24 protein-coding genes are annotated in these 25,474 nt (G+C 63.8%); 23 read left to right on the forward strand and 1 reads right to left on the reverse strand.

Annotated features, from left to right (window positions below):
• Positions 1-177 precede the first annotated feature (177 nt).
• From AC3FJ6_RS10150 to AC3FJ6_RS10185, 8 genes are all read left to right on the forward strand, one after another.
• Complete coding sequence (locus tag AC3FJ6_RS10150; protein WP_153946321.1) at positions 178-1,062, forward strand: branched-chain amino acid ABC transporter permease; 885 nt, start codon at positions 178-180, stop codon at positions 1,060-1,062.
• Positions 1,062-2,105 carry a branched-chain amino acid ABC transporter permease gene (locus tag AC3FJ6_RS10155; RefSeq protein ID WP_400391432.1) on the forward strand — a complete coding sequence of 348 codons (1,044 nt, stop codon included), beginning with the start codon at positions 1,062-1,064 and terminating at the stop codon, positions 2,103-2,105. The genes AC3FJ6_RS10150 and AC3FJ6_RS10155 overlap by 1 nt, the downstream gene beginning before the upstream one ends.
• Before the next feature lie 290 nt (positions 2,106-2,395).
• Entirely contained in the window at positions 2,396-2,968 is a 573-nt protein-coding gene (locus AC3FJ6_RS10160) for a hypothetical protein (protein ID WP_488771740.1), read from the forward strand.
• 114 nt (positions 2,969-3,082) lie between these two features.
• A complete protein-coding gene (locus tag AC3FJ6_RS10165) occupies positions 3,083-3,841 on the forward strand; it encodes a sulfite exporter TauE/SafE family protein (protein WP_488771741.1) in 759 nt (252 codons plus the stop codon).
• 351 nt (positions 3,842-4,192) lie between these two features.
• The gene (locus AC3FJ6_RS10170; protein ID WP_488771742.1) at positions 4,193-5,341 is read left to right on the forward strand and encodes an ABC transporter substrate-binding protein; all 1,149 of its coding nucleotides are present in this window, start codon (positions 4,193-4,195) and stop codon (positions 5,339-5,341) included.
• A gap of 217 nt (positions 5,342-5,558) precedes the next feature.
• Positions 5,559-6,611, forward strand: a complete 1,053-nt coding sequence (locus tag AC3FJ6_RS10175) for a branched-chain amino acid ABC transporter permease (protein ID WP_488771743.1) — start codon at positions 5,559-5,561, stop codon at positions 6,609-6,611.
• Between the two features lie 3 nt (positions 6,612-6,614).
• Complete coding sequence (locus tag AC3FJ6_RS10180; RefSeq protein WP_488771744.1) at positions 6,615-8,495, forward strand: branched-chain amino acid ABC transporter ATP-binding protein/permease; 1,881 nt, start codon at positions 6,615-6,617, stop codon at positions 8,493-8,495.
• A gap of 9 nt (positions 8,496-8,504) precedes the next feature.
• On the forward strand, positions 8,505-9,248 hold the full coding sequence (locus AC3FJ6_RS10185; RefSeq protein ID WP_488771745.1) for an ABC transporter ATP-binding protein: 744 nt from the start codon (positions 8,505-8,507) through the stop codon (positions 9,246-9,248).
• Positions 9,249-9,380: 132 nt separating this feature from the next.
• Here the strand turns inward: AC3FJ6_RS10185 and AC3FJ6_RS10190 are convergent, their stop codons facing one another.
• Positions 9,381-10,304, reverse strand: coding sequence for a LysR substrate-binding domain-containing protein (locus AC3FJ6_RS10190; RefSeq protein ID WP_488771865.1), 924 nt, complete (start codon positions 10,302-10,304; stop codon positions 9,381-9,383).
• Positions 10,305-10,432: 128 nt separating this feature from the next.
• On the opposite strand from AC3FJ6_RS10190, the gene AC3FJ6_RS10195 reads away from it, so the two are divergent.
• From AC3FJ6_RS10195 to AC3FJ6_RS10265, 15 genes are all read left to right on the forward strand, one after another.
• Complete coding sequence (locus AC3FJ6_RS10195) at positions 10,433-11,449, forward strand: Bug family tripartite tricarboxylate transporter substrate binding protein (protein ID WP_488771746.1); 1,017 nt, start codon at positions 10,433-10,435, stop codon at positions 11,447-11,449.
• A gap of 3 nt (positions 11,450-11,452) precedes the next feature.
• Positions 11,453-12,343: an N-formylglutamate amidohydrolase gene (locus tag AC3FJ6_RS10200; protein ID WP_488771747.1), complete on the forward strand. Its 891-nt coding sequence runs from the start codon at positions 11,453-11,455 to the stop codon at positions 12,341-12,343.
• 243 nt (positions 12,344-12,586) lie between these two features.
• Positions 12,587-14,542, forward strand: coding sequence for a tRNA uridine-5-carboxymethylaminomethyl(34) synthesis enzyme MnmG (gene mnmG / locus AC3FJ6_RS10205; protein WP_488771748.1), 1,956 nt, complete (start codon positions 12,587-12,589; stop codon positions 14,540-14,542).
• The gene (gene rsmG / locus AC3FJ6_RS10210; protein ID WP_488771749.1) at positions 14,543-15,250 is read left to right on the forward strand and encodes a 16S rRNA (guanine(527)-N(7))-methyltransferase RsmG; all 708 of its coding nucleotides are present in this window, start codon (positions 14,543-14,545) and stop codon (positions 15,248-15,250) included.
• 76 nt (positions 15,251-15,326) lie between these two features.
• Positions 15,327-16,100, forward strand: coding sequence for a ParA family protein (locus AC3FJ6_RS10215; RefSeq protein WP_153946332.1), 774 nt, complete (start codon positions 15,327-15,329; stop codon positions 16,098-16,100).
• Positions 16,101-16,136: 36 nt separating this feature from the next.
• On the forward strand, positions 16,137-17,030 hold the full coding sequence (locus AC3FJ6_RS10220; protein ID WP_153946333.1) for a ParB/RepB/Spo0J family partition protein: 894 nt from the start codon (positions 16,137-16,139) through the stop codon (positions 17,028-17,030).
• A 433-nt stretch (positions 17,031-17,463) separates the two neighbouring features.
• The gene (locus AC3FJ6_RS10225) at positions 17,464-17,991 is read left to right on the forward strand and encodes an ATP synthase subunit I (RefSeq protein ID WP_488771750.1); all 528 of its coding nucleotides are present in this window, start codon (positions 17,464-17,466) and stop codon (positions 17,989-17,991) included.
• A 284-nt stretch (positions 17,992-18,275) separates the two neighbouring features.
• Complete coding sequence (gene atpB, locus AC3FJ6_RS10230) at positions 18,276-19,145, forward strand: F0F1 ATP synthase subunit A (protein ID WP_400393394.1); 870 nt, start codon at positions 18,276-18,278, stop codon at positions 19,143-19,145.
• A 62-nt stretch (positions 19,146-19,207) separates the two neighbouring features.
• On the forward strand, positions 19,208-19,474 hold the full coding sequence (gene atpE / locus AC3FJ6_RS10235; protein ID WP_008650162.1) for a F0F1 ATP synthase subunit C: 267 nt from the start codon (positions 19,208-19,210) through the stop codon (positions 19,472-19,474).
• 105 nt (positions 19,475-19,579) lie between these two features.
• Positions 19,580-20,050 (forward strand): F0F1 ATP synthase subunit B, encoded by a 471-nt coding sequence (locus tag AC3FJ6_RS10240; RefSeq protein ID WP_029051304.1) that lies wholly within the window; start codon positions 19,580-19,582, stop codon positions 20,048-20,050.
• Between the two features lie 2 nt (positions 20,051-20,052).
• Complete coding sequence (locus AC3FJ6_RS10245; RefSeq protein ID WP_153946336.1) at positions 20,053-20,595, forward strand: F0F1 ATP synthase subunit delta; 543 nt, start codon at positions 20,053-20,055, stop codon at positions 20,593-20,595.
• A gap of 39 nt (positions 20,596-20,634) precedes the next feature.
• Complete coding sequence (gene atpA / locus AC3FJ6_RS10250; RefSeq protein ID WP_029051302.1) at positions 20,635-22,176, forward strand: F0F1 ATP synthase subunit alpha; 1,542 nt, start codon at positions 20,635-20,637, stop codon at positions 22,174-22,176.
• Positions 22,177-22,247: 71 nt separating this feature from the next.
• A complete protein-coding gene (gene atpG / locus AC3FJ6_RS10255; RefSeq protein ID WP_400393397.1) occupies positions 22,248-23,123 on the forward strand; it encodes a F0F1 ATP synthase subunit gamma in 876 nt (291 codons plus the stop codon).
• Between the two features lie 33 nt (positions 23,124-23,156).
• Positions 23,157-24,560 (forward strand): F0F1 ATP synthase subunit beta, encoded by a 1,404-nt coding sequence (gene atpD / locus AC3FJ6_RS10260; RefSeq protein WP_029051300.1) that lies wholly within the window; start codon positions 23,157-23,159, stop codon positions 24,558-24,560.
• A gap of 128 nt (positions 24,561-24,688) precedes the next feature.
• Positions 24,689-25,105, forward strand: coding sequence for a F0F1 ATP synthase subunit epsilon (locus tag AC3FJ6_RS10265; RefSeq protein ID WP_029051299.1), 417 nt, complete (start codon positions 24,689-24,691; stop codon positions 25,103-25,105).
• The last annotated feature ends 369 nt before the right edge of the window (positions 25,106-25,474 follow it).

Consider the following 25,474-nt stretch of genomic DNA (forward strand, 5'->3'; position numbering starts at 1 on the left):
CTCTGTTGTTTTTTTTTGTTTTGCTTGCCGGCCGGGGGGGGGGGGGGGGGGGGGGGGGGGGGGGCCCCCCCCCCGCGATTCTGACGACACAGGTCTCGATTTGAACCGCTGAACCCTCTCCCCCGACCCCTCTCCCACACGTGGGAGAGGGGAGAAACAGATAGGCAATCGACGCCCATGGATATTTTCGGAATTCCGCTACCCGCCATGCTGTCCCAGCTGCTGCTGGGCCTGGTCAATGGCGCTTTCTACGCGATGCTGAGCCTGGGTCTGGCTGTGATCTTCGGCCTGCTCAACGTGATCAACTTCGCGCACGGCGCGCTGTTCATGCTCGGTGCCGTGCTGGCGTGGGCCGGCATGGAATACGCCGGCCTGAACTACTGGGTGATGCTGGTGCTGTCGCCGCTCGTGGTGGGCCTGCTGGGCGTCATCATCGAGAAGACGATGCTGCGCTGGATCTACAAGCTCGATCACATCTACGGGCTGCTGCTCACGCTGGGCATCACGCTGATCATCGAGGGTATCTTCCGTTCGATCTACGGCGTGTCGGGCCTGCCGTATTCGCCGCCCGACGCGCTGCAGGGCGCCACGGACCTGGGCTTCATGATCCTGCCGAACTATCGTGCCTGGGTAGTGGCCGCGTCGGTGGTGGTGTGCCTGGCCACGTGGTTCACGATCGAAAAGACCAAGCTTGGCGCGTACCTGCGCGCCGGCACCGAAAACCCGAAGATGGTGGAAGCCTTCGGCGTCAACGTGCCGCTGATGGTGACGCTGACCTACGGCTTCGGTGTGGCGCTGGCGGCGTTTGCCGGCGTGCTGGCGGCGCCGGTGATCCAGGTGTCGCCGCTGATGGGCCAGAACCTGATCATCATCGTGTTTGCCGTGGTGGTGATCGGCGGCATGGGTTCGATCATGGGGTCGATCATCACGGGCCTGGGGCTCGGCGTGATCGAGGGACTGACCAAGGTGTTCTACCCGGAAGCATCGTCAACCGTGGTGTTCTTCATCATGGTGATCGTGCTGCTGCTGCGCCCGGCCGGGCTGTTCGGGAGGGAAAAGTGATGAGCGGACCGACTGGACAAACGGCTGTGGCCGTCGAGGCCAAGGGCTTCAAGGAAGGGACGGGATTGCAGAAGAAGGTGCTCTACGGCCTGCTGCTGCTGGGCCTGATCGTGGCGCCGCTGGCCGGCGCCTACCCGGTGTTCGTGCTCAAGGTGCTGTGCTTCGCGCTGTTCGCGTGCGCATTCAACCTGCTGATCGGCTTTACGGGTCTGCTGTCGTTCGGCCATGCGGCGTTCTTCGGCGGCGCGGGCTACGCGGCCGGCCATGCGATGAAGGTATGGGGCGTGACGCCGGAGTTGGGCCTGCTGTTCGGCACGCTGTCCGGCGCGGCGATCGGCTACGTGGTGGGTTCGCTGGCCATCCGGCGCCAGGGCATCTATTTCTCGATGATCACGCTCGCGTTGGCGCAGATGCTGTTCTTCTTCTGCCTGCAGGCGCCGTTCACGGGCGGCGAGGACGGCCTGCAGGGCATTCCGCGCGGCAAGCTGTTCGGCGTGTTGCCGCTGGCCGACGACATGACGCTGTACTACGTTGCGCTGGTCATCATCGTGGCTGCCTTCGCGCTGATCGTGCGTACGGTGCACTCGCCGTTCGGCCAGATCCTGAAGGCGATTCGTGAGAACGAGCCGCGTGCGATCTCGCTGGGCTACGACGTCGACCGCTTCAAGCTGCTGGCCTTCGTCATCTCGGCGGCGCTGTCCGGCCTGGCCGGTTCGATCAAGGCGCTGGTGCTGGGCTTCGGCACGCTGACCGACGTGCACTGGTCGATGTCGGGCTCGGTGATCCTGATGACGCTGGTGGGTGGCCTCGGGACGCTGTCTGGGCCGATCGTCGGCGCTTTCGTGGTGGTGGCGCTGGAAAACAAGCTCGGCGACATCGGCACGTTCCTGGCCAACCTGACCGGCATCGGCTGGTTCAACGCGCTGGGCGAGTCGGTGACGATGGTGACCGGCGTGATCTTCGTGATCTGCGTGCTGACGTTCCGACGCGGCATCATGGGCGAGCTGATCGCGCTGACTGGCCGAAAATCGGACAAGCACTAGCCGGCCACCCCGAGTGGAGATCGGGCGACATGCCCGATTTTGGGGCTAGGGTTATTGCTGACTTGTTTCATACGCACCGGTTCGTTACATTGCATATACGGTTTTCGCAGGTTAATTGGAGGCGGAAGCGAGGAGACGACAGGCGCGCACCCGGTGTCGGGTAGCAGCAGCCAATACGATAAAGAGGCGTTGCTGGGTGATCCCCGGCAACGCCTTTTTCATTTCTGGCTTCCGGAAACCGCCGCCTGCGGCACGCGCCGGCGTGAATGTGCGGCCGATGCATCTTCGGCATGACCGCCCGCCAGCCCCCATGCGACAATGCCGGCAGCTTCTTCGGCCGCGCCATGTCCACCCCTTCCGAATCCCCCGGTTTCCAGAAAGTGCAGTATCAGATACGCGTTGGCGGCAGCGCCGATGGTCCCGTCATCGAGGCCTGGCTGAACGCGCGCGCACCGCTGCCGGTGCCCGAAGCGCGCGCCCGGCGGCTGTCTCTAGACGCCTTGCTGGAGCAGGGCGGCCACGGCATCTGCGTGCTAGGCGTCGGCACCAACGCGGTGCGCGAACCCGGTGAAGCCGATACCGCGCTGGCCTGCCTGACGCCTGTCACGCTGGTTCACAGCCTGTCGCTGGGCGGGCGCGTGGCGATGGTGGCCGAATGGTGGCCGCCGGGCGCCGATGCGGCGGGCTGGCTCGAGGCGACGTGCCAGCTGCTGGCCGACTGGTGCCGTGCCCATGGCATCCGCCATATCCGGCTGGCGCCCGGGCTGGTGGCCGACGCCGCGCGGCCGCCGCGGGGCTTTCAGCGCGATGCCGATGGCCTATGGCTGCGCAGCCTGGTTCCCACCCCGAAACGGCTGGGCTGACCCGCAGCGGGGCCGTTTTCCCGCCCGGGCGACGCGACGCGTTGCCGCCTGCTTCGATTCTTTCTATCCCTCGATTTCTTTCACTGCTTTTTCGACCGTTCGGACTGTTCAACCATGGAGTTTGTGTTTCTGGCCGCCGCCGCTTTTCTGGCCGGCATGATCGACGCTGTGGCGGGCGGGGGCGGCCTCGTGCAGGTGCCGGCGCTGTTCTCGACCTATCCCAACATGTCGCCGGCGACGTTGATCGGCACGACCAAGGTGGCGTCGCTGGCCGGGACGTCCAACGCTGCCTTCCGCTTTGCACGCAAGGTGCGGATCTACTGGGGCGCCACCGCGCCCGCGACGCTGGCAGCCTTCGTCTTCTCGATGGCCGGTGCGTGGACGCTGACGATGATCCCGGCCGATCCGCTACGCAAGGCGCTGCCTTTCGTGCTGCTGATCCTGCTGGTCTATACGGTGGTGAAGAAGGACCTGGGCACCGAGCACGCGCCGGTGCTGTCGGGCGGCCGCGAACGGCTGGCGGCGCTGCTGGCCGGCGCGGCGATCGGGTTCTACGACGGTGTGTTCGGCCCCGGCACGGGCAGCTTCCTGATGATCGTGTTCGTGCGCGTGTTTGGTTACGACTTCCTGCACGCGTCGGCGTCGGCCAAGATCGTCAACCTGGCCACCAACCTGGCGGCGCTGCTGCTGCTGTCGGCGAAGGGCCATGTCTGGTGGCAGCTCGGCATCGTGATGGCCCTGGCCAACGTGGCCGGCAGCCAGGTGGGCAGCAAGCTGGCATTGCGGCACGGCAGCCGCTTCGTGCGCAAGGTGTTCATCGCGGTGGTCAGCGCGCTGATCCTGAAGACCGCCTACGACGCGTTCCTGCGTTAGGCCGCAGCAAGTGTCCGCACCGGGCTGGAAGCCCCGTCGGGCAATGAAAACCCGTGACTGTTGCGCCTGCGCCGCTGCGGGTTAATCCGGCCTTTTCGTATCACATCGCTGTGTTAGACTCGATTCGCATTCCCGACCGCGCGGTCGGGAAATGCAACTGCGCAATCCGGGGGTAATGGCGCAGGACGGGAAAAAAACGGGACGAACTTCGATGTTCCCGGCTGAGATCGGATGCCAGCGTTGCATCCGCCAAAGAGCCTGCCAGAGTGGGCCACAAAAAAACTGAAGGCATCCGTCGGCCGGAAGCCGGCGGGTGCCTTTTTCCGTTTTTGGAATCGAAGGAGACAAGCCATGACGTTCAAGCGCGCCAGCCTGCTGGCACTTGCCGCCGCCAGTCTGTTCTCGGGCGCGGTCAGCGCCCAGGTAAAGGTGGGGGTCACGGTTTCGGCGACCGGGCCGGCCGCCTCGCTCGGCATCCCCGAGAAAAACACCTTCACGCTGCTGCCCAAGGAAATCGCCGGCAAGAAGATCGAGTACATCGTGCTTGACGATGCCACCGACACGACCACGGCGGTCAAGAACACGCGCAAGCTGATCAGCGAAGACAAGGTCGATGTGGTGGTGGGTTCCACCGTCACGCCCAATTCGCTGGCCATGGTGGATGTGGCGGCCGAAAGCGAGACGCCGATGATCTCGATGGCCGCCTCGGCCCGCATCATCGAGCCGATGGACAGCAAGCGCGCCTGGGTCTTCAAGACGCCGCAGAACGACTCGCACATGGCAACCGCCCTGGCCGAGCACATGACCAGCAACAACGTGAAGACGGTGGCATTCATCGGCTTCGCTGACGCCTATGGCGACAGCTGGGCGCAGGAATTCGCCAAGGTGGCGGAAATGCGCAAGATCAAGGTGGTGGCCAACGAGCGTTTTGCGCGTACCGACAATTCGGTGACGGGCCAGGTGCTGAAGATGATGGGCGCCAATCCGGACGCCGTGCTGATCGCCGGTTCGGGTACGCCGGCCGCGCTGCCGGCCAAGGCGCTCAAGGAGCGCGGCTACAAGGGCAAGATCTACCAGACGCACGGTGTGGCCAACCCCGACTTCCTGCGCGTATGCGGCAAGGATTGCGAAGGCACATTCCTGCCGGCCGGCCCGCTGCTGGTGGCCGAACAGCTGCCCGACACCAATCCGGTGAAGAAGCCGGCCATGACCTACAAGACCGCATACGAGAAGGCGTTCGGCGGACAGGTATCCACCTTCGGCGGCCACGCCTGGGATGCAGGCCTGCTGCTGCAGAACGCGATTCCCGAGGCGCTCAAGAAGGGCCAGCCCGGCACGAAGGAATTCCGCAAGGCGCTGCGCGATGCACTGGAGCAGACGAAGAACCTGCCGGTATCGCACGGCATCATCAACATGAGCCCCACCGACCACCTCGGCATGGACCAGCGCGCGCGCGTGATGGTGCAGATCGTCGATGGCAAGTGGAAGCTGCAGAAGTAAGCCGGCACAAACCGACCGGCTGGCAGGGGTCACACGCTGGGCAGCGTAGCAACGCAGGGCGCATGGCAGACCATGCGCCCTTTTTTTGCCGCCGTGGATTCCCGCCACCCTCTAGGCATTGCGTGGTGGAATCTCTAAGCTGAGGCTGCGGTAGCGGCTGGCAGGCAGGTTTTCCGGCGCTGGCGCCCACCACGCGCGCACATAACACGGGCAGACAATGGACCTATCGATTGCGGCCATTCTGGCGCAGGACGGCATCACCTCCGGCGCGATCTACGCGCTGCTGGCACTGGCACTGGTGCTGGTGTTCTCGGTGACGCGCGTCATCTTCATCCCCCAGGGCGAGTTCGTGGCCTACGGCGCGCTGACGCTGGCCGCGATGCAGGCGGGCCACGCGCCGCAGACAACGTGGCTGCTGCTGGCCATGGGCGTGCTGACATTCCTCTACGACGGGGTGGCGGTGCTGCGCAGCCCCGAGCTGCGGCTGACCGCGCCGCGCCGCATCCTCGTCCTGGCCGGCAAGTACCTGCTGTTCCCGGGCGCCGTGCATGTCCTGGTGCAGCAGTACGGCGGCATGCCGCTGCCGATGCTGGTGCAGATCGCGCTGACGCTGCTGATCGTGATCCCGCTGGGCCCGATGCTCTATCGCCTGGCCTATCAGCCGCTGGCCGAGGCCAGCACGCTGGTGCTGCTGATCGTGTCGGTCGGCGTGCATTTCGCGCTGGTGGGATTGGGGCTGGTGATGTTCGGTGCCGAAGGCTCCCGTACGAATCCGTTTTCCGATGCGCGCTTCGATGTGGGCAGCCTCAGCGTGTCGGGGCAGAGCATGTGGGTCGTGGCGGTGTCCGGCGTGCTGATTGCGGCGCTGTATTTCTATTTCGAGCGCACGCTGCAGGGCAAGGCACTGCGCGCCACCGCCGTGAACCGCCTGGGCGCGCGGCTGGTGGGTATCGGCACGACGCAGGCCGGGCGCCTGTCGTTCACGCTGGCCGCCGCGATGGGCGCATTGTGCGGCATCCTGATCGCGCCGCTGACGACGATCTACTACGAATCGGGCTTCCTGGTGGGGCTCAAGGGGTTCGTTGGCGCCATCGTCGGCGGGTTGGCCAGCTATCCGGTGGCGGCGCTCGGCGCGCTGCTGGTGGGGCTGCTCGAATCGTATTCGTCGTTCTGGGCCAGCGCGTTCAAGGAGGTCATCGTCTTCACGCTGATCATTCCGGTGCTGCTGTGGCGTTCGCTGACCAGCAAGCATGTCGAGGAAGAGGAGTAAGCCATGACGATGCTGACCGACAAGCCGCTGGAGAAAAGCGTGGAGCCGCAGAATGGGAATTCGCAGGGCCAGCCGCAATCGCGACGGGACGGCCACCTGCGCGGGGCCACGCGCAACCGCGTGCTGGCGCTGGGCTTTGCCGTCGTGCTGGCGCTGCTGCCCGTGCTGCCGACACCGGAGTTCTGGATCACGCTGGGTAACTACATCGGGCTCTACAGCATCGTGGCGATCGGCCTGGTGCTGCTGACGGGCGTGGGCGGCATGACGTCGTTTGGCCAGGCCGCATTCGTGGGGCTGGGCGCCTACAGCACGGCGTACCTGACCACGCAGTTCGGGCTGTCGCCATGGCTGGGACTGGTCGTCGGGCTGGTCATCACGATGGCGTCGGCCTATGTGATTGGCCTGATTACGATGCGGATGTCGGGCCACTACCTGCCGCTGGCGACGATTGCCTGGGGCCTGTCGCTGTTCTTCCTGTTCGGCAACCTTGAATTCCTGGGCAAGTACGATGGCCTGAACGGCATTCCGGTGCTGTCGTTCCTGGGTATCGAGCTGCAGTCGGGCCGGTCGATGTTCTACCTGATCTGGGCCGTGGTGCTGCTGGCCGTGGTGGCCATGCAGAACCTGCTCAATTCGCGGCCGGGCCGGGCGATCCGCGCGCTGAAGGGCGGCGGCACGATGGCCGAGGCGATGGGCGTGAATACCGCGTGGATGAAGGTGGTGATCTTCGTCGTGGCGGCGATCCTCGGGTGCGTGTCGGGCTTCCTGTACGCGCACCTGCAGCGTGCCGTGAACCCGACGCCGTTCGGGCTCAACTACGGCATCGAATACCTGTTCATGGCTGTGGTGGGCGGCGTGGGGCACGTCTGGGGCGCCGTGCTCGGCGCCGGCATTCTGACCATCCTCAAGGACGTGCTGCAGGGCCTGCTGCCGAGGCTGCTTGGCAGCACCGGCAACTTCGAGATCATCGTCTTTGGCGTGCTGCTGGTGCTGCTGCTGCAGTACGCGCGCGATGGCATCTGGCCGTTCCTGCGCAGGCTGATGCCATCGGGGCCGCCCGTGGTCGCGCCGGATCAGGCCGAGGCACTGGCGGTACGGCAGAAACCCGAGGCCGGCGAGCTGATCCTCGACGTGCGCGCGGCGCGCAAGCAGTTCGGCGGCCTGGTAGCGGTGAACGACGTGAGCTTCCAGGTGCGTGCCGGCGAGATCGTCGGGCTGATTGGCCCGAACGGCGCGGGCAAGTCCACGACCTTCAACCTGGTAACCGGCGTGCTGCCGCTCACGCGCGGCGAGGTGCGCTATCGCGGCGAGGTGATCTCGGGCCTGCCGTCGCGCGAGATCGTCAAGCGGGGCGTGGGCCGCACCTTCCAGCACGTGCATCTGCTGCCGACGATGACCGTGCTGGAGAACGTGGCCATCGGGGCGCACCTGCGCGGCGATTTCCGCGCACAGGGCGGCGTATCGGCGGCAATCCTGCGCATGAACCGCGCGGAGGAACAGAAGCTGCTGTTCGAGGCCCGGCGCCAGCTGGAGCGTGTGGGCCTGGCGGACTGCATGTACATGGAGGCTGGCAGCCTGGCGCTGGGCCAGCAGCGCATTCTGGAAATCGCGCGCGCGCTCTGCTGCGACCCCGCGCTGCTGCTGCTCGACGAGCCTGCGGCGGGCCTGCGCTACAAGGAAAAGCAGGCGTTGGCGGAACTGCTACGCAAGCTGAAGGGCGAGGGCATGAGCGTGCTGCTGGTGGAGCATGACATGGACTTTGTGATGAACCTGACAGATCGGCTGGTGGTGATGGAGTTCGGCACGCGCATTGCCGAAGGGGTACCGGAAGCGGTGCAGAAGAATCCGGCCGTGCTGGAAGCCTATCTCGGCGGCGTCGAGTGAGGAAATGAGATGAGTCTGATTCTGGAGGTGAAGGACCTGCATGTGCGCTACGGCAAGGTGGAGGCCGTGCATGGCGCCAATCTGCAGGTGCAGGCCGGCAAGATCGTCACGGTGATCGGCCCGAACGGCGCCGGCAAATCGACCATGCTCAACGCGATCATGGGCGCGCTGCCGGTCAGCGGGTCGTCCAGCGGCACGGTCCGTTACCTGGGCCACGACATGGCCGGCATTCCGGTGGAGGGGCGGGTGGCGCGCGGCATGTGCCTGGTGCCCGAGAAGCGCGAGCTGTTTTCGACGATGACTGTCGAAGACAACCTGCAGCTCGGTGCCTTCCGCCGCAAGCGTGCCGGCGAGCGCCACTATCTGGATCAGATGGATGTGGTCTACGACCTGTTCCCGCGCCTCAGGGAGCGTGCCAGGCAGGAGGCCCGCACGCTGTCAGGCGGCGAGCGCCAGATGCTGGCGGTGGGCCGGGCGCTGATGGCCAAGCCGCAGCTGCTGATGCTGGACGAACCCAGCCTGGGCCTGGCACCGCTGATCGTGAAGGAAATCTTCCACATCATCAGCAACCTGCGCCAGACCGGCGTGGCGACGCTGCTGATCGAGCAGAACGCGCGTGCGGCGCTGCAGGTGGCCGACTACGGCTACGTGGTCGAGACTGGCGATATGGCCATGGAGGGCGAGGCCGCCGCGCTGGCCAGCAATCCGAAGGTCATCGAGACGTATCTGGGGCTGGCCAAGAAGGCGGCGTAAAGGCACCTCGTGGACGAGCCGCGGACGTTCACGGTACGTATACATCGGTTTGGAAAATAACGTCGCCAATTTACGCGCGGTTTTTATTCACGCAGCCGATGTTGTTCACAAAACTATCCACAGTGTGGATAACTACTGGCGGACCAGTTCGACGATATCGGCCGCGGCCGCCGAAAGCAGCCATTCGCGGAAGACCGCCAGGGCCCGATGGTCGCTTTTTTCACGTGGCGCGCAGAGGAAATACCCCCGGTTCAACGTGACCGGCAGATCGAACGGCGCTACCACCTGACCGGCCTGCAACGCATCCCTGACAAGGCATCGCTGCAAAACGGCCACCCCCATGTCTGCCTTCACGGCCTCCAGCAGGATCGACACCTGATCAAAACCACGGGCAAGCGCGGGCGCAGCGTTGGGTACGCCCGTGGCACGCAGCCAGTTCTCCCAGTTCCTGGGGGCAGTTGTGTGGAAAAGCAGTGGTTCGCCCATCAGGTCCGACGGAGTTTTCCACAGATTGGCAGCCTGCCGCGCATGGGCCCGGGCGGGGTGGCAGACCGGCACCATTTCGCGTCCGATCACATAGTCGACCTGCAGGTTGGGCCAGTGGCTGGCTTCTCCGGTCAGGATCGCCGCATCGGGCTTTGCGCCGGTGAAGTCTTCGTCACGTCGGTAGGGCACGAAGTCGAGCCGGATATCGGGATGCTTGCGGTGGAAGTCAGGCAGGCGAGGGACCAGCCATACGCTGGCCAGTGTGGGTACCGCGGACAGCGTCAGGTGATGCTGGCGATCTTCCCCCAGCATCGCCCCACTGGCGGTTTCGATCGCGGCCAGCGGGGCCGAGATGGCGTCCAAGTATTGGCGCCCCGCGTCAGTCAGCGTGAGCTTGTGGGCGTTGCGATGGATCAGCGGCTGGCCGAAATGCGATTCCAACCGGGAGATGGCGCGACTGATGGCGCCTTGCGTGACGCACAGCGTTTCCGCGGCACGGGTGAAGCTGCCCAGCCTGGCAGCCGTCACGAATGCATGTAGCTCGGACATCGAAGGTGAGCGTATACGCATGACGACGTGAGCATGAGCTTTGGTAATGGAAGCGTGCAATATAGTCGTTTGTGCAGGGCCGGTAAACTGCCGAAACTCCCCAGCTCGGTCCCCGGATTCGAGAACGATAAAACGAGGAGTTTCACACCATGAATCGAGCCCTGCCTGTCCGCGCCATGCGCCGCCGCCTGATGTTTTCCACAATGTTGTCCACAGCCATCGGCGCCGCTTTTGGCGGTATGGCGATGCCGGTGGCAGCACAATCGAACTACCCGAACAAGCCGATCCGTCTGGTCGTGCCGTTCGCCGCAGGTGGCACCACCGACCTGTCGGCGCGCCTGGTTGCCGAGTACGCTGGCCGCGAGCTGGGCCAGACGATCGTGGTGGATAACAAGGGTGGGGCAGGCGGCTCGATCGGCATGGAACAGGTGGCCCGTTCGGCGCCGGACGGGTACACGATCGGCATGGCCACGGTCAGCACCCATGGGTCCAACCCGGCGGTATACCCGAAGCTGGGGTACGACCCGATCAAGGACTTTGCGCCCGTCACCAACGTAGCGGCCGTTCCCAGTGTCTTTGCCGTGCATCCAAGCGTACCGGCCAAGACCATGCAGGAGTTTGTTGCGCTGGCGAAGGCCAACCCGGGCAAGTACACCTTCGCGTCGCCCGGCGCCGGCTCGCTCGGGCACGCCAACATCGAGAATTTCATGATGCTGGCCAAGATCGATCTGCTGCACGTGCCGTACAAGGGGGCCGGCCTGGCGCTGAACGATGCGCTGGCAGGGCAGGTGAATGCGATTACCGACAACCTGTCGACTACGTTGCCGCACGTGAAGGCGGGCCGGCTGCGCGCACTGGCCCTGCTGGGGGCGCAGCGGTCCCCGCAACTGCCGAACGTGCCGACGTACGGCGAGCTTGGCTATAAGGATATGGGTGACGGTGGCTGGTTCGGCATCGTCGCCCCGGCGGGTACGCCCCAGCCCATCATCGACAAGCTCAATGCCGCCATCCACAAGGCGATGCTGAACCCCGAGTTCAAGCGCAAGATCGAGGAATCGGGCGGCACGCTGGTGCCGACCACGCCGGACCAGTTCAAGGCCCAGATTCAGCAGGCCATGGCGCGCTACGCCCGCGTGGCCAAGGCTGCCAACATCAAGCTGGACTGAGCCATGACGACGTTCGATACACCGTACCGCGCGGTACAGGGCGATGCGCCGGGCGGCCCCTATACGCTGGCCTTGCCGGAAGGGCTGCCACTGCCGCTGGTCTGTGATTCGCCGCACAGCGGCGTCTACTATCCGGCCGATTTCCAGGCTGCCGTGCCCCTGGCGCGGCTGCGTGGCGGCGAGGATACCCATATCGATACGCTGTGGTCGGCCATACCCAAAGTCGGCGGCACGCTGATCGGCGCCACCTTCCCGCGCGTCTATATCGATCCCAACCGCATGCTGGAGGACCTGGACCCGGAACTGCTGGATGCGCCGTGGCCCACGCCGCTGTCGCCGGGCGAGAAGACGCGCCTGGGCTATGGCCTGATCTGGCGGAAGCTCGACGCGGCCACGCCGATCTACGACCGCCAGCTGTCGGTGGCAGAGGTACAGAACCGGATCGCACGCTACTACCGCCCGTACCACGGCGCACTGGCCGAGGCAGTGGAGACCGCGTATCGGCAATTCGGCGCACTCTGGCATCTGAACCTGCATTCGATGCCGAACAACGCCTACGAGCGGCTCAAGATCGATAGCCCGCATCCGTTGGCGGACTTTGTGCTGGGCGACCGCGATGGTACGACCTGCGAGCCCGGCATCGTCGATCTGGTGGAGCGGGAGCTGAAGTCCATGGGCTACACGGTGGCGCGCAACGACCCTTACAAGGGGGTGCAACTGATCGCGCAAATCGGTCGCCCGGCCGAGCGGCGCAACAGCCTGCAGATCGAGATCCGTCGCCCGCTGTATATGGACGAGGCGACCAAGGCGCCGAACGAAGGATTCGCGATCTTGCAGCGCGATCTGGCATCGCTGGCGGAGCGCATCGCGATGTATATCCGCAGCCGGATCTGACGATGTTTCACGTGAAACACAGTCGATAGGAAAGGGCCCCGTGCAAGCGGGGCCTTTTCTTTTTTGTCCAGCGTTGCCCACAGAGCGGCCGGGTGTTTCACATGGAACACACCCGCGCGTTCCCTGGGTATCTTCGGCGCCATGTTTCACGTGAAACATCGCCGAGGGCAGAGTCCGTCAAACGAATGCCGCTATAATTCGACATCCCGAATTTTCCGCCTAGCCTCCCGGAGGAGGTGTCCCATGCTTTACCCGAAAGAATTCGACGTCATTGTCGTCGGCGGTGGTCACGCCGGCACCGAAGCTGCCCTCGCCGCGGCGCGCATGGGCTGCCAGACACTGCTGCTCTCTCACAACATCGAGACGTTGGGCCAGATGAGCTGCAATCCGTCGATCGGCGGCATCGGCAAGGGACACCTGGTCAAGGAAGTGGACGCCATGGGCGGTGCGATGGCCGCCGCCACGGACGAGGCCGGTATCCAGTTCCGCATCCTCAACTCCAGCAAGGGCCCGGCCGTGCGCGCCACGCGAGCCCAGGCCGACCGGGTGCTGTACCGCAAGGCGATCCGCACGCGCCTGGAGAATCAACCCAACCTGATGCTGTTCCAGCAGGCCGTCGATGACCTGATGGTGGAGGGCGATCGGGTAGTGGGGGCGCGTACCCAGGCGGGCATCGACTTCCGGGCGCGGGCCGTGGTGCTGACGGCGGGGACGTTCCTCGACGGCAAGATCCACGTGGGCCTGGACAACTACACCGGCGGTCGTGCGGGCGACCCCGCCGCCGTGTCGCTATCGGCACGTCTGAAGGAATTGAAGCTGCCGCAGGGACGGCTGAAGACCGGGACGCCGCCGCGCATCGATGGTCGGACCATCGATTTTTCCGTCATGGAAGAGCAGCCCGGCGATCTGGACCCGGTGCCGGTCTTCTCATTCCTGGGGCGCCCGGAGCAGCATCCCCAGCAGCTGCCGTGCTGGATTACCCACACCAACAGCCGCACCCACGACATTATTCGCGGGGGTCTCGATCGCTCGCCGATGTACACCGGCGTCATCGAAGGAGTAGGGCCGCGCTACTGCCCCAGCATCGAGGACAAGATTCACCGCTTCTCGGGCAAGGAAAGCCATCAGATTTTCCTTGAACCGGAAGGGTTGACCACCAACGAGTTCTACCCGAACGGTATCTCCACCAGCCTGCCATTCGACGTGCAGCTGGACCTCGTGCATTCGATCCGGGGTATGGAGAACGCGCATATCCTGCGCCCGGGCTATGCCATCGAGTACGACTACTTCGACCCGCGCGGCCTCAAGGCATCGCTGGAGAGCAAGGCCATCCAGGGGCTGTTCTTCGCCGGCCAGATCAACGGCACGACCGGCTATGAAGAGGCTGCAGCACAAGGCCTGCTGGCCGGTATCAATGCGGGATGCTTCGTGCGCGAGCGCGATGCCTGGACACCGCGCCGGGACCAGGCCTACCTGGGGGTGCTCGTCGACGACCTGATCACGCGTGGCGTGACCGAGCCGTACCGGATGTTCACAAGCCGCGCCGAATTCCGCCTGAGCCTGCGCGAGGACAACGCCGACATGCGCCTGACCGAAGTCGGCCGCGAACTGGGCGTCGTGGACGATGTACGTTGGGATGCATTCAACCGCAAGCGTGACGCTGTTTCACGTGAAACAGAGCGATTGAAGTCCACGTGGGTCAATCCGACGCTGCTGCCCGAAGCTGACGCCGTACCGCTGCTCGGCAAGGCGATCGAGCGCGAATACTCGCTGGCCGATCTGCTGCGTCGTCCGGAAGTCCGTTACGAGGCACTGGTTGCCTTGCAGGACGGCCGCTACGCGCCGGAAGCGCCGCTTGCCGACGATGCCATGCTGGCCGAGCAGATCCGCGAGCAAATCGAGATCGGCATCAAATACCACGGCTACATCGCTCGCCAGGCGGCCGAGGTGGACAAGCTGGGCGCCAACGAGGCGACCAAGCTGCCCCTCGATTTCGACTACACCGAAGTTCGCGGCCTGGGTTTCGAGGTCAGCCAGAAGCTGAATCAACACCGTCCCGAAACGCTGGGCCAGGCATCGCGGATCTCGGGCGTCACGCCGGCGGCGATCTCGCTGCTGCTGGTCCATCTGAAGAAGAAGGGCATGGGCCGTACGGGGCAGACGAACGGGAAGGCCGGCAACGGTCAGGAGGCTGCCTGAGTGGGAGGCTTCCGATACACCGTGATCGACGAGGCCGCCCAGCGTCAGCGCCTGGAAGCCGGGCTTGGCGCCATCGGCCTCGCACTGGCGCCCGCCCAGATCGAGACGCTGTTCGCATACCTGACCCTGCTCCGCAAGTGGAACAGCGTCTACAACCTCACCGCCATCCGTCATCCCGACGAGATGCTGACCCACCACTTGCTCGATTCGCTGGCAGCGGTGCCTGCGCTGGCCGAGGCCGCGCGCAGCGCGGCCGTACCCGATGCTGCGCGGGGCAGGGTGCTCGACGTGGGCTCGGGTGGCGGCATGCCTGGCATGCCGCTGGCCATTACCTGCCCCGATGTGTCGGTGCTGATGGTCGATATCGTTCAGAAGAAGACCGCATTCCTGACGCAGTGCCGCGCGCAACTGCACCTGACCAATGCCGCGGCGCACTGGGGCCCGGTCGAGAAGATCGAGGATGCCGATGGCTATGCCGTCATTACGTCGCGCGCGTTTGCCGAGCTGACGGACTTTGTGAACCTGTCCGGCCACTTGGTGGCCCCAGGCGGCAAGCTGCTCGCCATGAAAGGGGTTTATCCCCAGGCCGAGATCGACCGGATGGAAGCCGCCGGCCTGATGCAGACATGGCAGGTGGAAGCGGTGCCGAAACTGGTCGTTCCAGAACTCGATGCGGAACGGCATCTCGTAGTGCTATCGCGGCGTTGAATTCGCTGTTTTAGAATTTGGTAAGTGTTATTCGTCGCATGAATACGAAGACACGCACAGGGAGCTGCAAGCGCATATGGCCAAGGTATTTGTGATCGCAAACCAGAAGGGCGGCGTCGGCAAGACCACCACTACGGTGAATCTGGCCGCCGGTCTGGCCGCGCAGGAGCAGCGCGTGCTGCTGGTCGACCTGGACCCCCAGGGCAATGCCTCGATGGGCTCCGGTATCGACAAGCAGTCGCTGGAACACAGTGTGTACCAGGTGCTAGTCGGCCTGGCATCGGTGCCGCAGGCAACCCGTCGGTCCGAGTCGGGCCGCTACGACGTGCTGCCGGCCAACCGCGAACTGGCCGGTGCCGAAGTGGAGCTGGTGGAGCTGGACCAGCGCGAGCGACGCCTCAAGCAGGCGCTGGCCGAAGTGGACGACCAGTATGACTTCGTGCTGATCGACTGTCCGCCGTCGCTGTCGCTGCTGACGTTGAACGGCCTGTGTGCCGCGCATGGCGTGATCGTGCCGATGCAGTGCGAATATTTCGCGCTGGAGGGGTTGTCCGATCTGGTCAACACGATCAAGCAGGTGCATGCCAACCTGAATCGCGAACTCAAGGTGATCGGCCTGCTGCGGGTGATGTTCGACCCGCGCGTGACGCTGCAGCAGCAGGTGTCGGCGCAGCTGGAGGCCCACTTCGCGGAAAAGGTATTCAAGACCGTGATTCCGCGCAATGTGCGGCTGGCCGAGGCGCCGTCATATGGCATGCCGGGCGTGGCATTCGATGCGTCCTCGAAGGGCGCCAAAGCGTATCTCGATTTCGGCGCGGAGATGATTGCGCGCGTACGCCAGCTCGGTTGAGCGGCACGAACAGACAGACAGGGAAGGGTGGCGAGCATGGTGACCGCTAAAAAGAAGGGTCTGGGCCGGGGACTGGAAGCACTGCTCGGCGGGCCCGCCGAGATTGTCGAAACCGCGAAGCAGGAAGGCGCGCCGTCGGTACTGGGCGTCAATCAGCTCCAGCCGGGCAAGTACCAGCCGCGCACCCGCATGGACGAAGGCGCGCTGCAGGAGCTGGCGGCAAGCATCCGCGCGCAGGGCCTGATGCAGCCGATCCTGGTGCGCCGCGTGGCCGAACCCGACCGGTACGAGATCATCGCCGGCGAACGCCGCTTCCGCGCGTCGAAGCTGGCCGGGCTCGACAAGGTGCCGGTGCTGGTCAAGGACGTGCCCGACCAGGCGGCCGCCGCGATGGCGCTGATCGAGAACATCCAGCGCGAAGACCTCAACCCGCTGGAAGAGGCGCAGGGCATCATGCGCCTGATCCGCGAATTCAGTTTCACGCACGAACAGGCCGCGGAGTCGGTGGGCCGCTCGCGCAGCGCGGTTTCGAACCTGCTGCGTCTGCTGAACCTGGCGTCGCCGGTGCAGACCATGCTGATGGCCGGCGATCTCGACATGGGCCACGCGCGCGCGCTGCTGGCCGTGGACGGGGCCAACCAGATCACGCTGGCCAACCAGATCGTGAACAAGCGGCTGTCGGTACGCGAAACCGAGAAGCTCGTCGCCTCGACGCTGAAGCCGTTCGACCTGAAGTCGCTCAAGCAGAAGCAGGGCAACGGTACACGCGATGTGGCGCGGCTCGAAGAGGAGCTGTCTGACACGCTCGGGCTGGCGGTGCAGATCAAGCTCGGCGCACGCGGCAAGGGACAGTTGACCATCCACTTCACCAGCAACGACGCGCTCGATGGCGTGTTGGTCCGCCTGCGCGAACCGGCGGCCAGCGCCTGATACCGGCCGACGCCATCGGAGACGGGCGCCGTATACGTTTACCGGGGTTACGGCAATCGTTTTACCGATGAAATTGCCGGGCTGTCGGCATCGCGCGACAGCCCGCCGCCCATGCACCGTGTCGCGGCATGAATCTGCGCGATAACCGCACGGCCCCCAGGCGATGACCTTTCGGAATGCACGCCCTAACGGCTGCCAACGATGGCCGAACAGCCATCATGCGCGCATTGGCGCGCGCAATCCAATTACGTTACGCATCATTGGCACGCAATTTCGCACCATCCATCATGAACGCGTGATAGCAACCGTTGTGCGAAATTCCCTGCAAGCTAACTGAAAGCAGATTGACGCGTGTCGGCGATTGCTAATAGAATCGTGCGGTTTGAATTCTGGCCGGACCCAAAAAGTTCCGGCCTGGAACGAGGCTAGGCAGGTGGTGGTACGAGACCGTCAGCAGGAAAAATCGCAAGCCGGTACGGCATCCCGCGACAATCATCGAGACGATGGCTGGCGCGATGACTGGGATGATAGCGCCGCGCGCGAAGAGGAAGCTGTCGATCCGCTGTCGCGTGCCGAAGCGGTGAAGCTGCTTGGCGAGCGCGCGTTGCGTCCGTCGCGCATGACACCGGGCAAGGTCGTGCTGGCGCAGGTCGTCGTGACGCTGTTGTCCGCGGTTGCCTGGGCGGTGTTCGCGCATGAGCATGCACCGTCGGGCTGGTCGGCCTTCTTCGGCGGCATGGCGTGTTTCGTGCCCAGCGGCTTCTTTGCGCTGCGTCTGTATATGTCGCGCAAGCAGCCGTCGGTCGGCGGCCTGGTGGCCGGCGAGGCGATCAAGGTCTTCGGCACGATGGCACTGCTGGTGCTGGTGATCGTGCTGTACCGGGATCTGCGCTGGGTGCCGATGCTGGTCACGTTCCTGTTGGCGCTCAAGACTTATTGGGTGGCGCTCGCGATCCGCTAAGCGGAGATACGCGAATCCCGTCGCCCTTGGCAATGCATGATGCAGGGCCACGGCGTGGGATTCGGTCTCAGATGAGGCACCCATCCGGAATATCAAGTGGTTTTACGCGCAGGGCGTCACAACCGTGAAGTGCTGCGTGAGTAAGGTTTTGCCCAGAACAATAGCGCGGGCTTGCCCAGGCGGTGACCGGTCATGTGACCGAAGGCCGAAGCAAGACGCATGCCGGGCGGCCGCCAAAGCGGTTGCCGGAAACAAAGATTTCGCAATATACCGATCGTTTCGACATGTCAGCTGAAGCTACTCAAGGCGCTGGGCACACGCTCACACCCTCAGGCTATATCGCCGAACACCTGCAGAACTTTAATTCGGTCGGCGGCAAGCAGCATTCCGTCGTCGATTTCAGTGTCCTCAACTACGACACCGTGTTCTGGTCGGTGCTGTGCGGCGCCATCGCCGTGCTGTTCCTGTACATGGCCGCGCGCCGCGTCACGGCCGGCGTGCCGGGCCGCTTCCAGGCCTTCGTCGAAATGATCGTCGAGATGGTCGACGACCAGGCCAAGGGCATCATCCACGGCGACCGCTCGTGGATCGCTCCGCTGGCGCTGATGGTGTTCTGCTGGATCACCATGATGAATGCGATCGACCTGATCCCCGTGGACTGGGTCACCGGCCTGAACAACGTGCTGGGCATCTTCCACATCCACCTTCCGCACCACCGCGCGGTGGCCACTGCCGACCTGAACGGCACGCTGGGCATGTCGTGCTCGGTTCTGGTGCTGATGATCTACTACAGCTTCAAGATCAAGGGCGCGGGCGGCTTCATGCACGAGCTGTTCTCGGCCCCGTTCGGCGCCAAGTGGTACCTGGCCCCGTTCAACCTGATCCTGAACATCATTGAATTCCTGGCCAAGGCCGTGTCGCTGGGCATGCGGTTGTTCGGCAACATGTACGCCGGCGAACTGGTGTTCCTGCTGATCGCGCTGCTGGGCTCCATCTGGACGTTCAGCGCCGACCTGTCGGCACTGGGCTTCATCGGGCACGTGGTTGCCGGCACCGTATGGGCCATCTTCCACATTCTGATCGTGCTGCTCCAGGCATTCATTTTCATGATGCTGACGCTGGTGTACATCGGCCAGGCTCACGATCACCACTGATTTTCCGGTTCTTCGTTTTTTGGTTTTTTGGTTCTAAGTCTCTCTAAATTAAAGGAGTCATCATGCAAGCATATCTCGCCAACATCCAGGGTCTGACCGCAATCGGTATCGGCATCATCATCGGTCTGGGCGCTATCGGCGCCTGCCTGGGTATCGCCCTGATGGGTGGCAAGTACATCGAAGCCTGCGCACGTCAGCCCGAGCTGATGAACCCGCTGCAGACCAAGATGTTCCTGCTGGCTGGCCTGATCGACGCTGCATTCCTGATCGGTGTGGGTGTTGCAATGCTGTTCGCCTTCGCCAACCCGCTGCTGTCGGTCATTCAGTAAGTCTTTTCGGTCTGCATGATGCTGACGGGCGGCGTAGGCCTCAGTCCGATGGCCTGGCCGCCCTTGTGCATTTATCTGTAGTTTGATTACCGAAAGGAACACACCATGAATCTGAACGCAACGTTTTTTGCGCAGATGGTCGTGTTCTTCATCCTGTGGTGGGTTGTTGCCAAATTCATTTGGCCGCCGCTGGTGAAGGCGCTCGACGAACGCGCAAAGAAGATCGCCGATGGCCTCGCCGCTGCCGAAAAGGGCAAGGCGGAGCTTGAACTCGCCAACAAGCGTGTGGACCAGGCCATGGCCGAAGCCCGCACCGAAGGCGCACAACGCGTGGCCGACGCTGAAAAGCGCGCCCAGGCCGCCGCTGACGAGATCAAGCAGAACGCCCAGGCAGAAGCCGCACGCATCATCGCCCAGGCCAAGGCCGAGGCAGAGCAGCAAGTGACCCGCGCCCGCGAAACGCTGCGCGACCAGGTCGCCGTGCTTGCCGTGAAGGGTGCAGAGCAGATCCTCAAGCGTGAAGTGAACGCGCAGGTGCATGCAGACCTGCTCAATCAACTCAAGGCTGAGCTCTAATCATGGCTGAAACCGCAACCATTGCCCGTCCCTACGCTGAGGCGCTGTTCCGCGTCGCGAGCGAAGCCGGTGCAGGCAACCTGGGTGCATGGTCTGAACTGGTGTCGGAGATGGGGCAGGTTGCCGCCAACCCCGACATGCAGGCGCTCGCCACCGATCCGAACGTCCCGGGCGAAAAGCTCCAGGAACTGTTCCTTTCGGTGCTGAAGAGCCCGGTGAACGATGAAGCCCGTCGCTTCGTCAACCTGCTGGTGGAGAACAACCGCCTGACGGTGCTGCCGGAAGTCGCCGAACAGTTCCATGCGCTCAAGAATGCCCGCGAGGGTTCGTCCGACGTCGAGATCACCAGCGCATTCCCGCTGGACGATTCGCAGACGAAGGAACTGGTCGCCGCACTCGAACGCAAGTTCGGTCGCAAGCTGTACGCAAAGGTGGCGGTGGACCCGTCGCTGATTGGCGGCGTGAGCGTCAAGGTCGGCGACGAAGTGCTCGACACCTCCGTGCGCGCGCGCCTGGCTGCCATGCAAGCCACGCTGACCGCCTGACCGCAACGGCCGACGGATTGAAGAATTAGGAGCATTGTGATGCAACTGAACCCCTCAGAAATCAGCGAGCTGATCAAGTCCCGCATCTCGGGTCTTGGCGCCGACGCTGAAGTGCGCAACACCGGCACGGTGATTTCCGTGACCGATGGTATCTGCCGCGTGCATGGCCTGTCCGGCGTGATGCAGGGCGAGATGCTGGAATTCCCGGGTAACACGTTTGGCCTGGCACTGAACCTCGAGCGTGACTCGGTGGGTGCCGTGGTGCTGGGCGATTACGAACACATTTCGGAAGGCGATACGGTCAAGTGCACCGGCCGCATTCTGGAAGTGCCGGTTGGCAAGGAACTGCTGGGCCGCGTGGTCAACACGCTGGGTCAGCCGATCGACGGCAAGGGCCCGATCAACGCCAAGGAAACGGACGTGATCGAGAAGGTGGCACCGGGCGTGATCGCACGTCAGTCGGTGAGCCAGCCGGTCCAGACCGGCCTGAAGTCGATCGACGCAATGGTGCCGATCGGCCGTGGCCAGCGCGAGCTGATCATTGGCGACCGCCAGACCGGCAAGACCGCCGTGGCCGTCGACGCCATCATCAACCAGAAGGGCAAGGGCGTCTTCTGCGTGTACGTGGCAATCGGCCAGAAGGCTTCGACGATCTCGAACGTGGTGCGCAAGCTCGAAGAGCACGGCGCCATGGAATACACGATCGTCGTGGCCGCATCGGCTTCGGACTCGGCCGCCATGCAGTACCTGGCTGCCTACGCCGGCTGCACGATGGGCGAGTACTTCCGCGACCGCGGCGAAGACGCGCTGATCGTTTATGACGACCTGACCAAGCAAGCCTGGGCCTACCGCCAGGTGTCGCTGCTGCTGCGCCGCCCGCCGGGCCGTGAAGCCTACCCGGGTGACGTGTTCTACCTGCACTCGCGTCTGCTGGAGCGTGCAGCCCGCGTGAACGAAGACTACGTGGCCAAGTTCACGAACGGCGCCGTCACCGGCAAGACCGGTTCGCTGACCGCGCTGCCCGTGATCGAAACGCAGGCCGGCGACGTGTCCGCTTTCGTGCCGACCAACGTGATCTCGATCACCGACGGTCAGATCTTCCTGGAAACCGACCTGTTCAACGCCGGTATCCGCCCCGCTATCAACGCCGGTATTTCGGTGTCGCGCGTCGGTGGTGCTGCCCAGACGAAGGTCATCAAGAAGCTGTCCGGCGGTATCCGTACCGACCTGGCCCAGTACCGTGAACTGGCTGCGTTCGCGCAGTTTGCCTCGGACCTGGACGATGCCACCCGCAAGCAGCTGGAGCGCGGCCGCCGCGTGACGGAACTGCTGAAGCAGCCGCAGTACCAGCCGCTGCAGGTGTGGCAACTGGCCGCGTCGCTGTATGCCGCGAACAATGGCTTCCTCGACAACGTCGACGTGAAGGACATCCTGCCGTTTGAAAAGGGCCTGCACGATCATCTGAAGACCAAGTTCGCCGACCTCGTCAACCGCATCGAAGATACCAAGGATCTGTCGAAGGACGACGAAGCCGCCCTGCGTGCCGCGATCGAGGATTTCAGGAAGTCCGCCGCGTTCTAACCGCGTGATTCCACGGACCGCGCCGTGGCTGCCGCAAGGCATGCGGCGCGGCACGAATGGAGAGGAAAGATATGGCCGGAACGAAAGAGATTCGAACCAAGATCAAGAGCGTGCAGAACACGCGAAAGATCACCAAGGCGATGGAAATGGTCGCCGCATCCAAGATGCGCAAGGCGCAGGAACGGATGCGCAATGCCCGTCCGTATGCTGAAAAAGTGCGCAATATCGCAGCGCACCTGGCCACCGCCAACCCCGAGTTCAAGCACCCCTTCATGGTGTCGCGCGATGTCAAGCGCGTCGGCATGATCGTGGTGACGACCGACAAGGGCCTGTGCGGCGGCATGAATACGAACGTGCTGCGAGCCGTGACCAATGAACTGAAGACCCTGCAGAACCGCGGCGTGGACGTGCAAGCGACCGCCATCGGTACCAAGGGCATGCAGTTCCTCGGTCGCATCGGCGCCAAGGTGGTCTCGAACGTGGTGCATCTCGGTGACACCCCGCATCTGGAAAAGCTGATCGGCGCGATCAAGGTCCAGCTGGATGCCTTTACCAACGGCGAAGTCGACGCGGTGTACCTGGCTTATACCCGGTTCATCAACACGATGAAGCAGGAGCCGATGGTCGAGCAACTGCTGCCGCTGGCCGCAGACAAGCTGAGCCAGACCGAAGATGAAAAGCGCGCCTACTCGTGGGATTACATCTACGAGCCCGACGCCCAGACGGTTGTGGAAGAGCTGCTCGTCCGCTACGTCGAGGCGCTGGTGTACCAGGCCGTGGCCGAAAACATGGCGTCGGAGCAATCCGCGCGCATGGTGGCCATGAAGGCGGCTTCCGACAACGCCAAGAACGTGATTGGCGAACTGCAGCTGGTCTACAACAAGACCCGCCAGGCCGCGATCACGAAGGAACTGTCGGAAATCGTCAGCGGCGCAGCTGCGGTCTAAGGCGTCAAGAATTCAAGCTATCGGAGATACGAAATGAGTATCGGAAATATTGTGCAGTGCATTGGCGCCGTGGTGGACATCGAGTTCCCGCGCGACGCAATGCCGAAGGTGTACGACGCACTCGTGCTCGAAGAGGGCAACGACAAGTCGTTCGCCGAGAAGGGTCTGACCTTCGAAGTGCAGCAGCAGCTCGGTGACGGCGTGGTGCGTACCATCGCCCTGGGCTCGTCGGACGGCCTGCGCCGTGGCATGTCGGTGAAGAGCACCGGCGCCCCCATCTCCGTGCCGGTTGGCCACGGTACGCTGGGCCGCATCATGGACGTGCTGGGTCGCCCGATCGACGAAGCCGGCCCGATCGCCGCTGATGAAAAGCGCGCGATTCACCAGAAGGCACCGAAGTTCGACGAACTGTCGCCGTCGGTTGACCTGCTGGAAACCGGCATCAAGGTGATCGACCTGGTGTGCCCGTTCGCAAAGGGCGGCAAGGTGGGCCTGTTCGGTGGCGCCGGCGTCGGCAAGACCGTGAACATGATGGAGCTCATCAACAACATCGCCAAGCAGCACAGCGGTCTGTCGGTGTTTGCCGGCGTGGGCGAGCGTACCCGTGAAGGGAACGACTTCTACCACGAAATGAAGGACTCGAACGTGCTCGACAAGGTGGCCATGGTGTTCGGCCAGATGAACGAGCCGCCGGGCAACCGTCTGCGCGTGGCGCTGACCGGCCTGACGATGGCCGAGCGTTTCCGCGACGAAGGCCGCGACATCCTGTTCTTCGTCGACAACATCTACCGCTACACGCTGGCCGGTACGGAAGTGTCGGCACTGCTGGGCCGTATGCCTTCCGCCGTGGGCTATCAGCCGACGCTGGCTGAAGAAATGGGCAAGCTGCAGGAACGTATCACGTCGACCAAGACTGGCTCGATCACGTCGATCCAGGCGGTGTACGTGCCTGCCGATGATTTGACCGACCCGTCGCCGGCTACGACCTTCCTGCACCTGGACTCGACCGTCGTGCTGTCGCGTGACATCGCCGCGCTGGGTATCTACCCCGCCGTCGACCCGCTCGACTCGACCTCGCGCCAGCTGGACCCGCAAGTCGTGGGTACGGAGCACTACGAAGTGGCCCGCCGCGTCCAGCAGACCCTGCAGCGTTACAAGGAACTGCGAGACATCATCGCGATTCTGGGCATGGACGAACTGTCGCCGGAAGACAAGCTGGCCGTGTCGCGCGCTCGTAAGATCCAGCGTTTCCTGTCGCAGCCGTTCCACGTGGCCGAAGTGTTCACGGGTTCGCCGGGCAAGTACGTGCCGCTGAAGGAAACCATCCGTGGTTTCAAGATGCTGGTGGATGGCGAGTGCGATCACCTGCCGGAACAGGCCTTCTACATGGTCGGTTCGATCGACGAAGCCTTCGAGAAGGCCAAGAAGCTTCAGTAAGCGGCGTCTTTCGTCTTGGCGCCAGGCGTGGCTGCCGTGCTCCGGCACGCGGCCGCGGCCGGCGCGAAGGCGAAGATCGTGCTTCCTGATTTGCGGGAAGCCAACGCTTTCTGGAGAAAGGATCTTATATGGCAACCATTCTTGTAGACGTCGTCAGCGCGGAATCGTCGATCTTCTCCGGTCAGGCGAAGTTCGTGGCGCTGCCGGGCGAGACGGGTGAGCTCGGTATTCTGCCGGGCCACACGCCGCTGATCACCCGCATCCAGCCGGGTGCGGTGCGCATCGAGAAGGAAGACGGCAGCGAGGAATTCGTGTTTGTCGCTGGCGGTATTCTCGAAGTGCAGCCTCAGCACGTGACTGTTCTGGCCGACACCGCCATCCGCGGCAGCGACCTGGACGAAGCCAAGGCGCAGGAAGCCAAGCGCGCCGCAGAGGAACTGATGCAGAACCAGAGCAGCGATCTCGACCTGGCTCGCGCCCAAAGCGAGCTGGCCGTGGCCGCAGCGCAACTGGCTGCTATCGCCCGACTGCGTCGTAAGAAGTAAGCAAGGCACTGTAGTCGCCACGCTGTTGTTTTTTCGGCGTGGCAAATGAAAAAGGCAGCCAATCGGCTGCCTTTTTTTCTTCCGGACGCTATATTTCGTTGCCTGGACCACAAAAAAAAAGCGCGCGGGCCGGGGAGGCTCCGCGCGGACGGGAAAATCCCTTCGAGGGGTCAATTCGAAGGAACGGGTTCGGTCCAGGTTTCACTTACAAGCGCAGCGGAACGTCTTGTCCGCATCATCGGCGAGTTTCCAATCATCGGAACCTCAAGCCGCGCGCTACAGGTCTTCCTGGTGTCCGGATCAGTCGACGTTGCTCGGCTGGTCCGGATAAATCGGGGAACTGCTCAGGCTTTCTTCCACACCCCTTAT

It is taken from the genome of Cupriavidus sp. 94F1 (genome assembly GCF_057798875.1).

What these genes read in the sequence shown, in the direction of transcription:
- AC3FJ6_RS10165 (WP_488771741.1), top strand. Translation starts at nt 3,083, where the DNA reads ATGGAGTTTGTGTTTCTGGCCGCCGCCGCTTTTCTGGCCGGCATGATC.
- atpG (WP_400393397.1), top strand. Translation starts at nt 22,248, where the DNA reads ATGGCCGGAACGAAAGAGATTCGAACCAAGATCAAGAGCGTGCAGAAC.
- AC3FJ6_RS10150 (WP_153946321.1), top strand. Translation starts at nt 178, where the DNA reads ATGGATATTTTCGGAATTCCGCTACCCGCCATGCTGTCCCAGCTGCTG.
- AC3FJ6_RS10240 (WP_029051304.1), top strand. Translation starts at nt 19,580, where the DNA reads ATGAATCTGAACGCAACGTTTTTTGCGCAGATGGTCGTGTTCTTCATC.
- mnmG (WP_488771748.1), top strand. Translation starts at nt 12,587, where the DNA reads ATGCTTTACCCGAAAGAATTCGACGTCATTGTCGTCGGCGGTGGTCAC.
- AC3FJ6_RS10180 (WP_488771744.1), top strand. Translation starts at nt 6,615, where the DNA reads ATGACGATGCTGACCGACAAGCCGCTGGAGAAAAGCGTGGAGCCGCAG.
- atpE (WP_008650162.1), top strand. Translation starts at nt 19,208, where the DNA reads ATGCAAGCATATCTCGCCAACATCCAGGGTCTGACCGCAATCGGTATC.
- AC3FJ6_RS10185 (WP_488771745.1), top strand. Translation starts at nt 8,505, where the DNA reads ATGAGTCTGATTCTGGAGGTGAAGGACCTGCATGTGCGCTACGGCAAG.
- AC3FJ6_RS10175 (WP_488771743.1), top strand. Translation starts at nt 5,559, where the DNA reads ATGGACCTATCGATTGCGGCCATTCTGGCGCAGGACGGCATCACCTCC.
- AC3FJ6_RS10200 (WP_488771747.1), top strand. Translation starts at nt 11,453, where the DNA reads ATGACGACGTTCGATACACCGTACCGCGCGGTACAGGGCGATGCGCCG.
- AC3FJ6_RS10160 (WP_488771740.1), top strand. Translation starts at nt 2,396, where the DNA reads ATGACCGCCCGCCAGCCCCCATGCGACAATGCCGGCAGCTTCTTCGGC.
- AC3FJ6_RS10215 (WP_153946332.1), top strand. Translation starts at nt 15,327, where the DNA reads ATGGCCAAGGTATTTGTGATCGCAAACCAGAAGGGCGGCGTCGGCAAG.
- AC3FJ6_RS10245 (WP_153946336.1), top strand. Translation starts at nt 20,053, where the DNA reads ATGGCTGAAACCGCAACCATTGCCCGTCCCTACGCTGAGGCGCTGTTC.
- atpD (WP_029051300.1), top strand. Translation starts at nt 23,157, where the DNA reads ATGAGTATCGGAAATATTGTGCAGTGCATTGGCGCCGTGGTGGACATC.
- atpA (WP_029051302.1), top strand. Translation starts at nt 20,635, where the DNA reads ATGCAACTGAACCCCTCAGAAATCAGCGAGCTGATCAAGTCCCGCATC.
- AC3FJ6_RS10170 (WP_488771742.1), top strand. Translation starts at nt 4,193, where the DNA reads ATGACGTTCAAGCGCGCCAGCCTGCTGGCACTTGCCGCCGCCAGTCTG.
- AC3FJ6_RS10155 (WP_400391432.1), top strand. Translation starts at nt 1,062, where the DNA reads ATGAGCGGACCGACTGGACAAACGGCTGTGGCCGTCGAGGCCAAGGGC.
- AC3FJ6_RS10265 (WP_029051299.1), top strand. Translation starts at nt 24,689, where the DNA reads ATGGCAACCATTCTTGTAGACGTCGTCAGCGCGGAATCGTCGATCTTC.
- atpB (WP_400393394.1), top strand. Translation starts at nt 18,276, where the DNA reads ATGTCAGCTGAAGCTACTCAAGGCGCTGGGCACACGCTCACACCCTCA.
- AC3FJ6_RS10220 (WP_153946333.1), top strand. Translation starts at nt 16,137, where the DNA reads ATGGTGACCGCTAAAAAGAAGGGTCTGGGCCGGGGACTGGAAGCACTG.
- AC3FJ6_RS10195 (WP_488771746.1), top strand. Translation starts at nt 10,433, where the DNA reads ATGAATCGAGCCCTGCCTGTCCGCGCCATGCGCCGCCGCCTGATGTTT.
- AC3FJ6_RS10190 (WP_488771865.1), bottom strand. Translation starts at nt 10,304, where the DNA reads ATGCGTATACGCTCACCTTCGATGTCCGAGCTACATGCATTCGTGACG.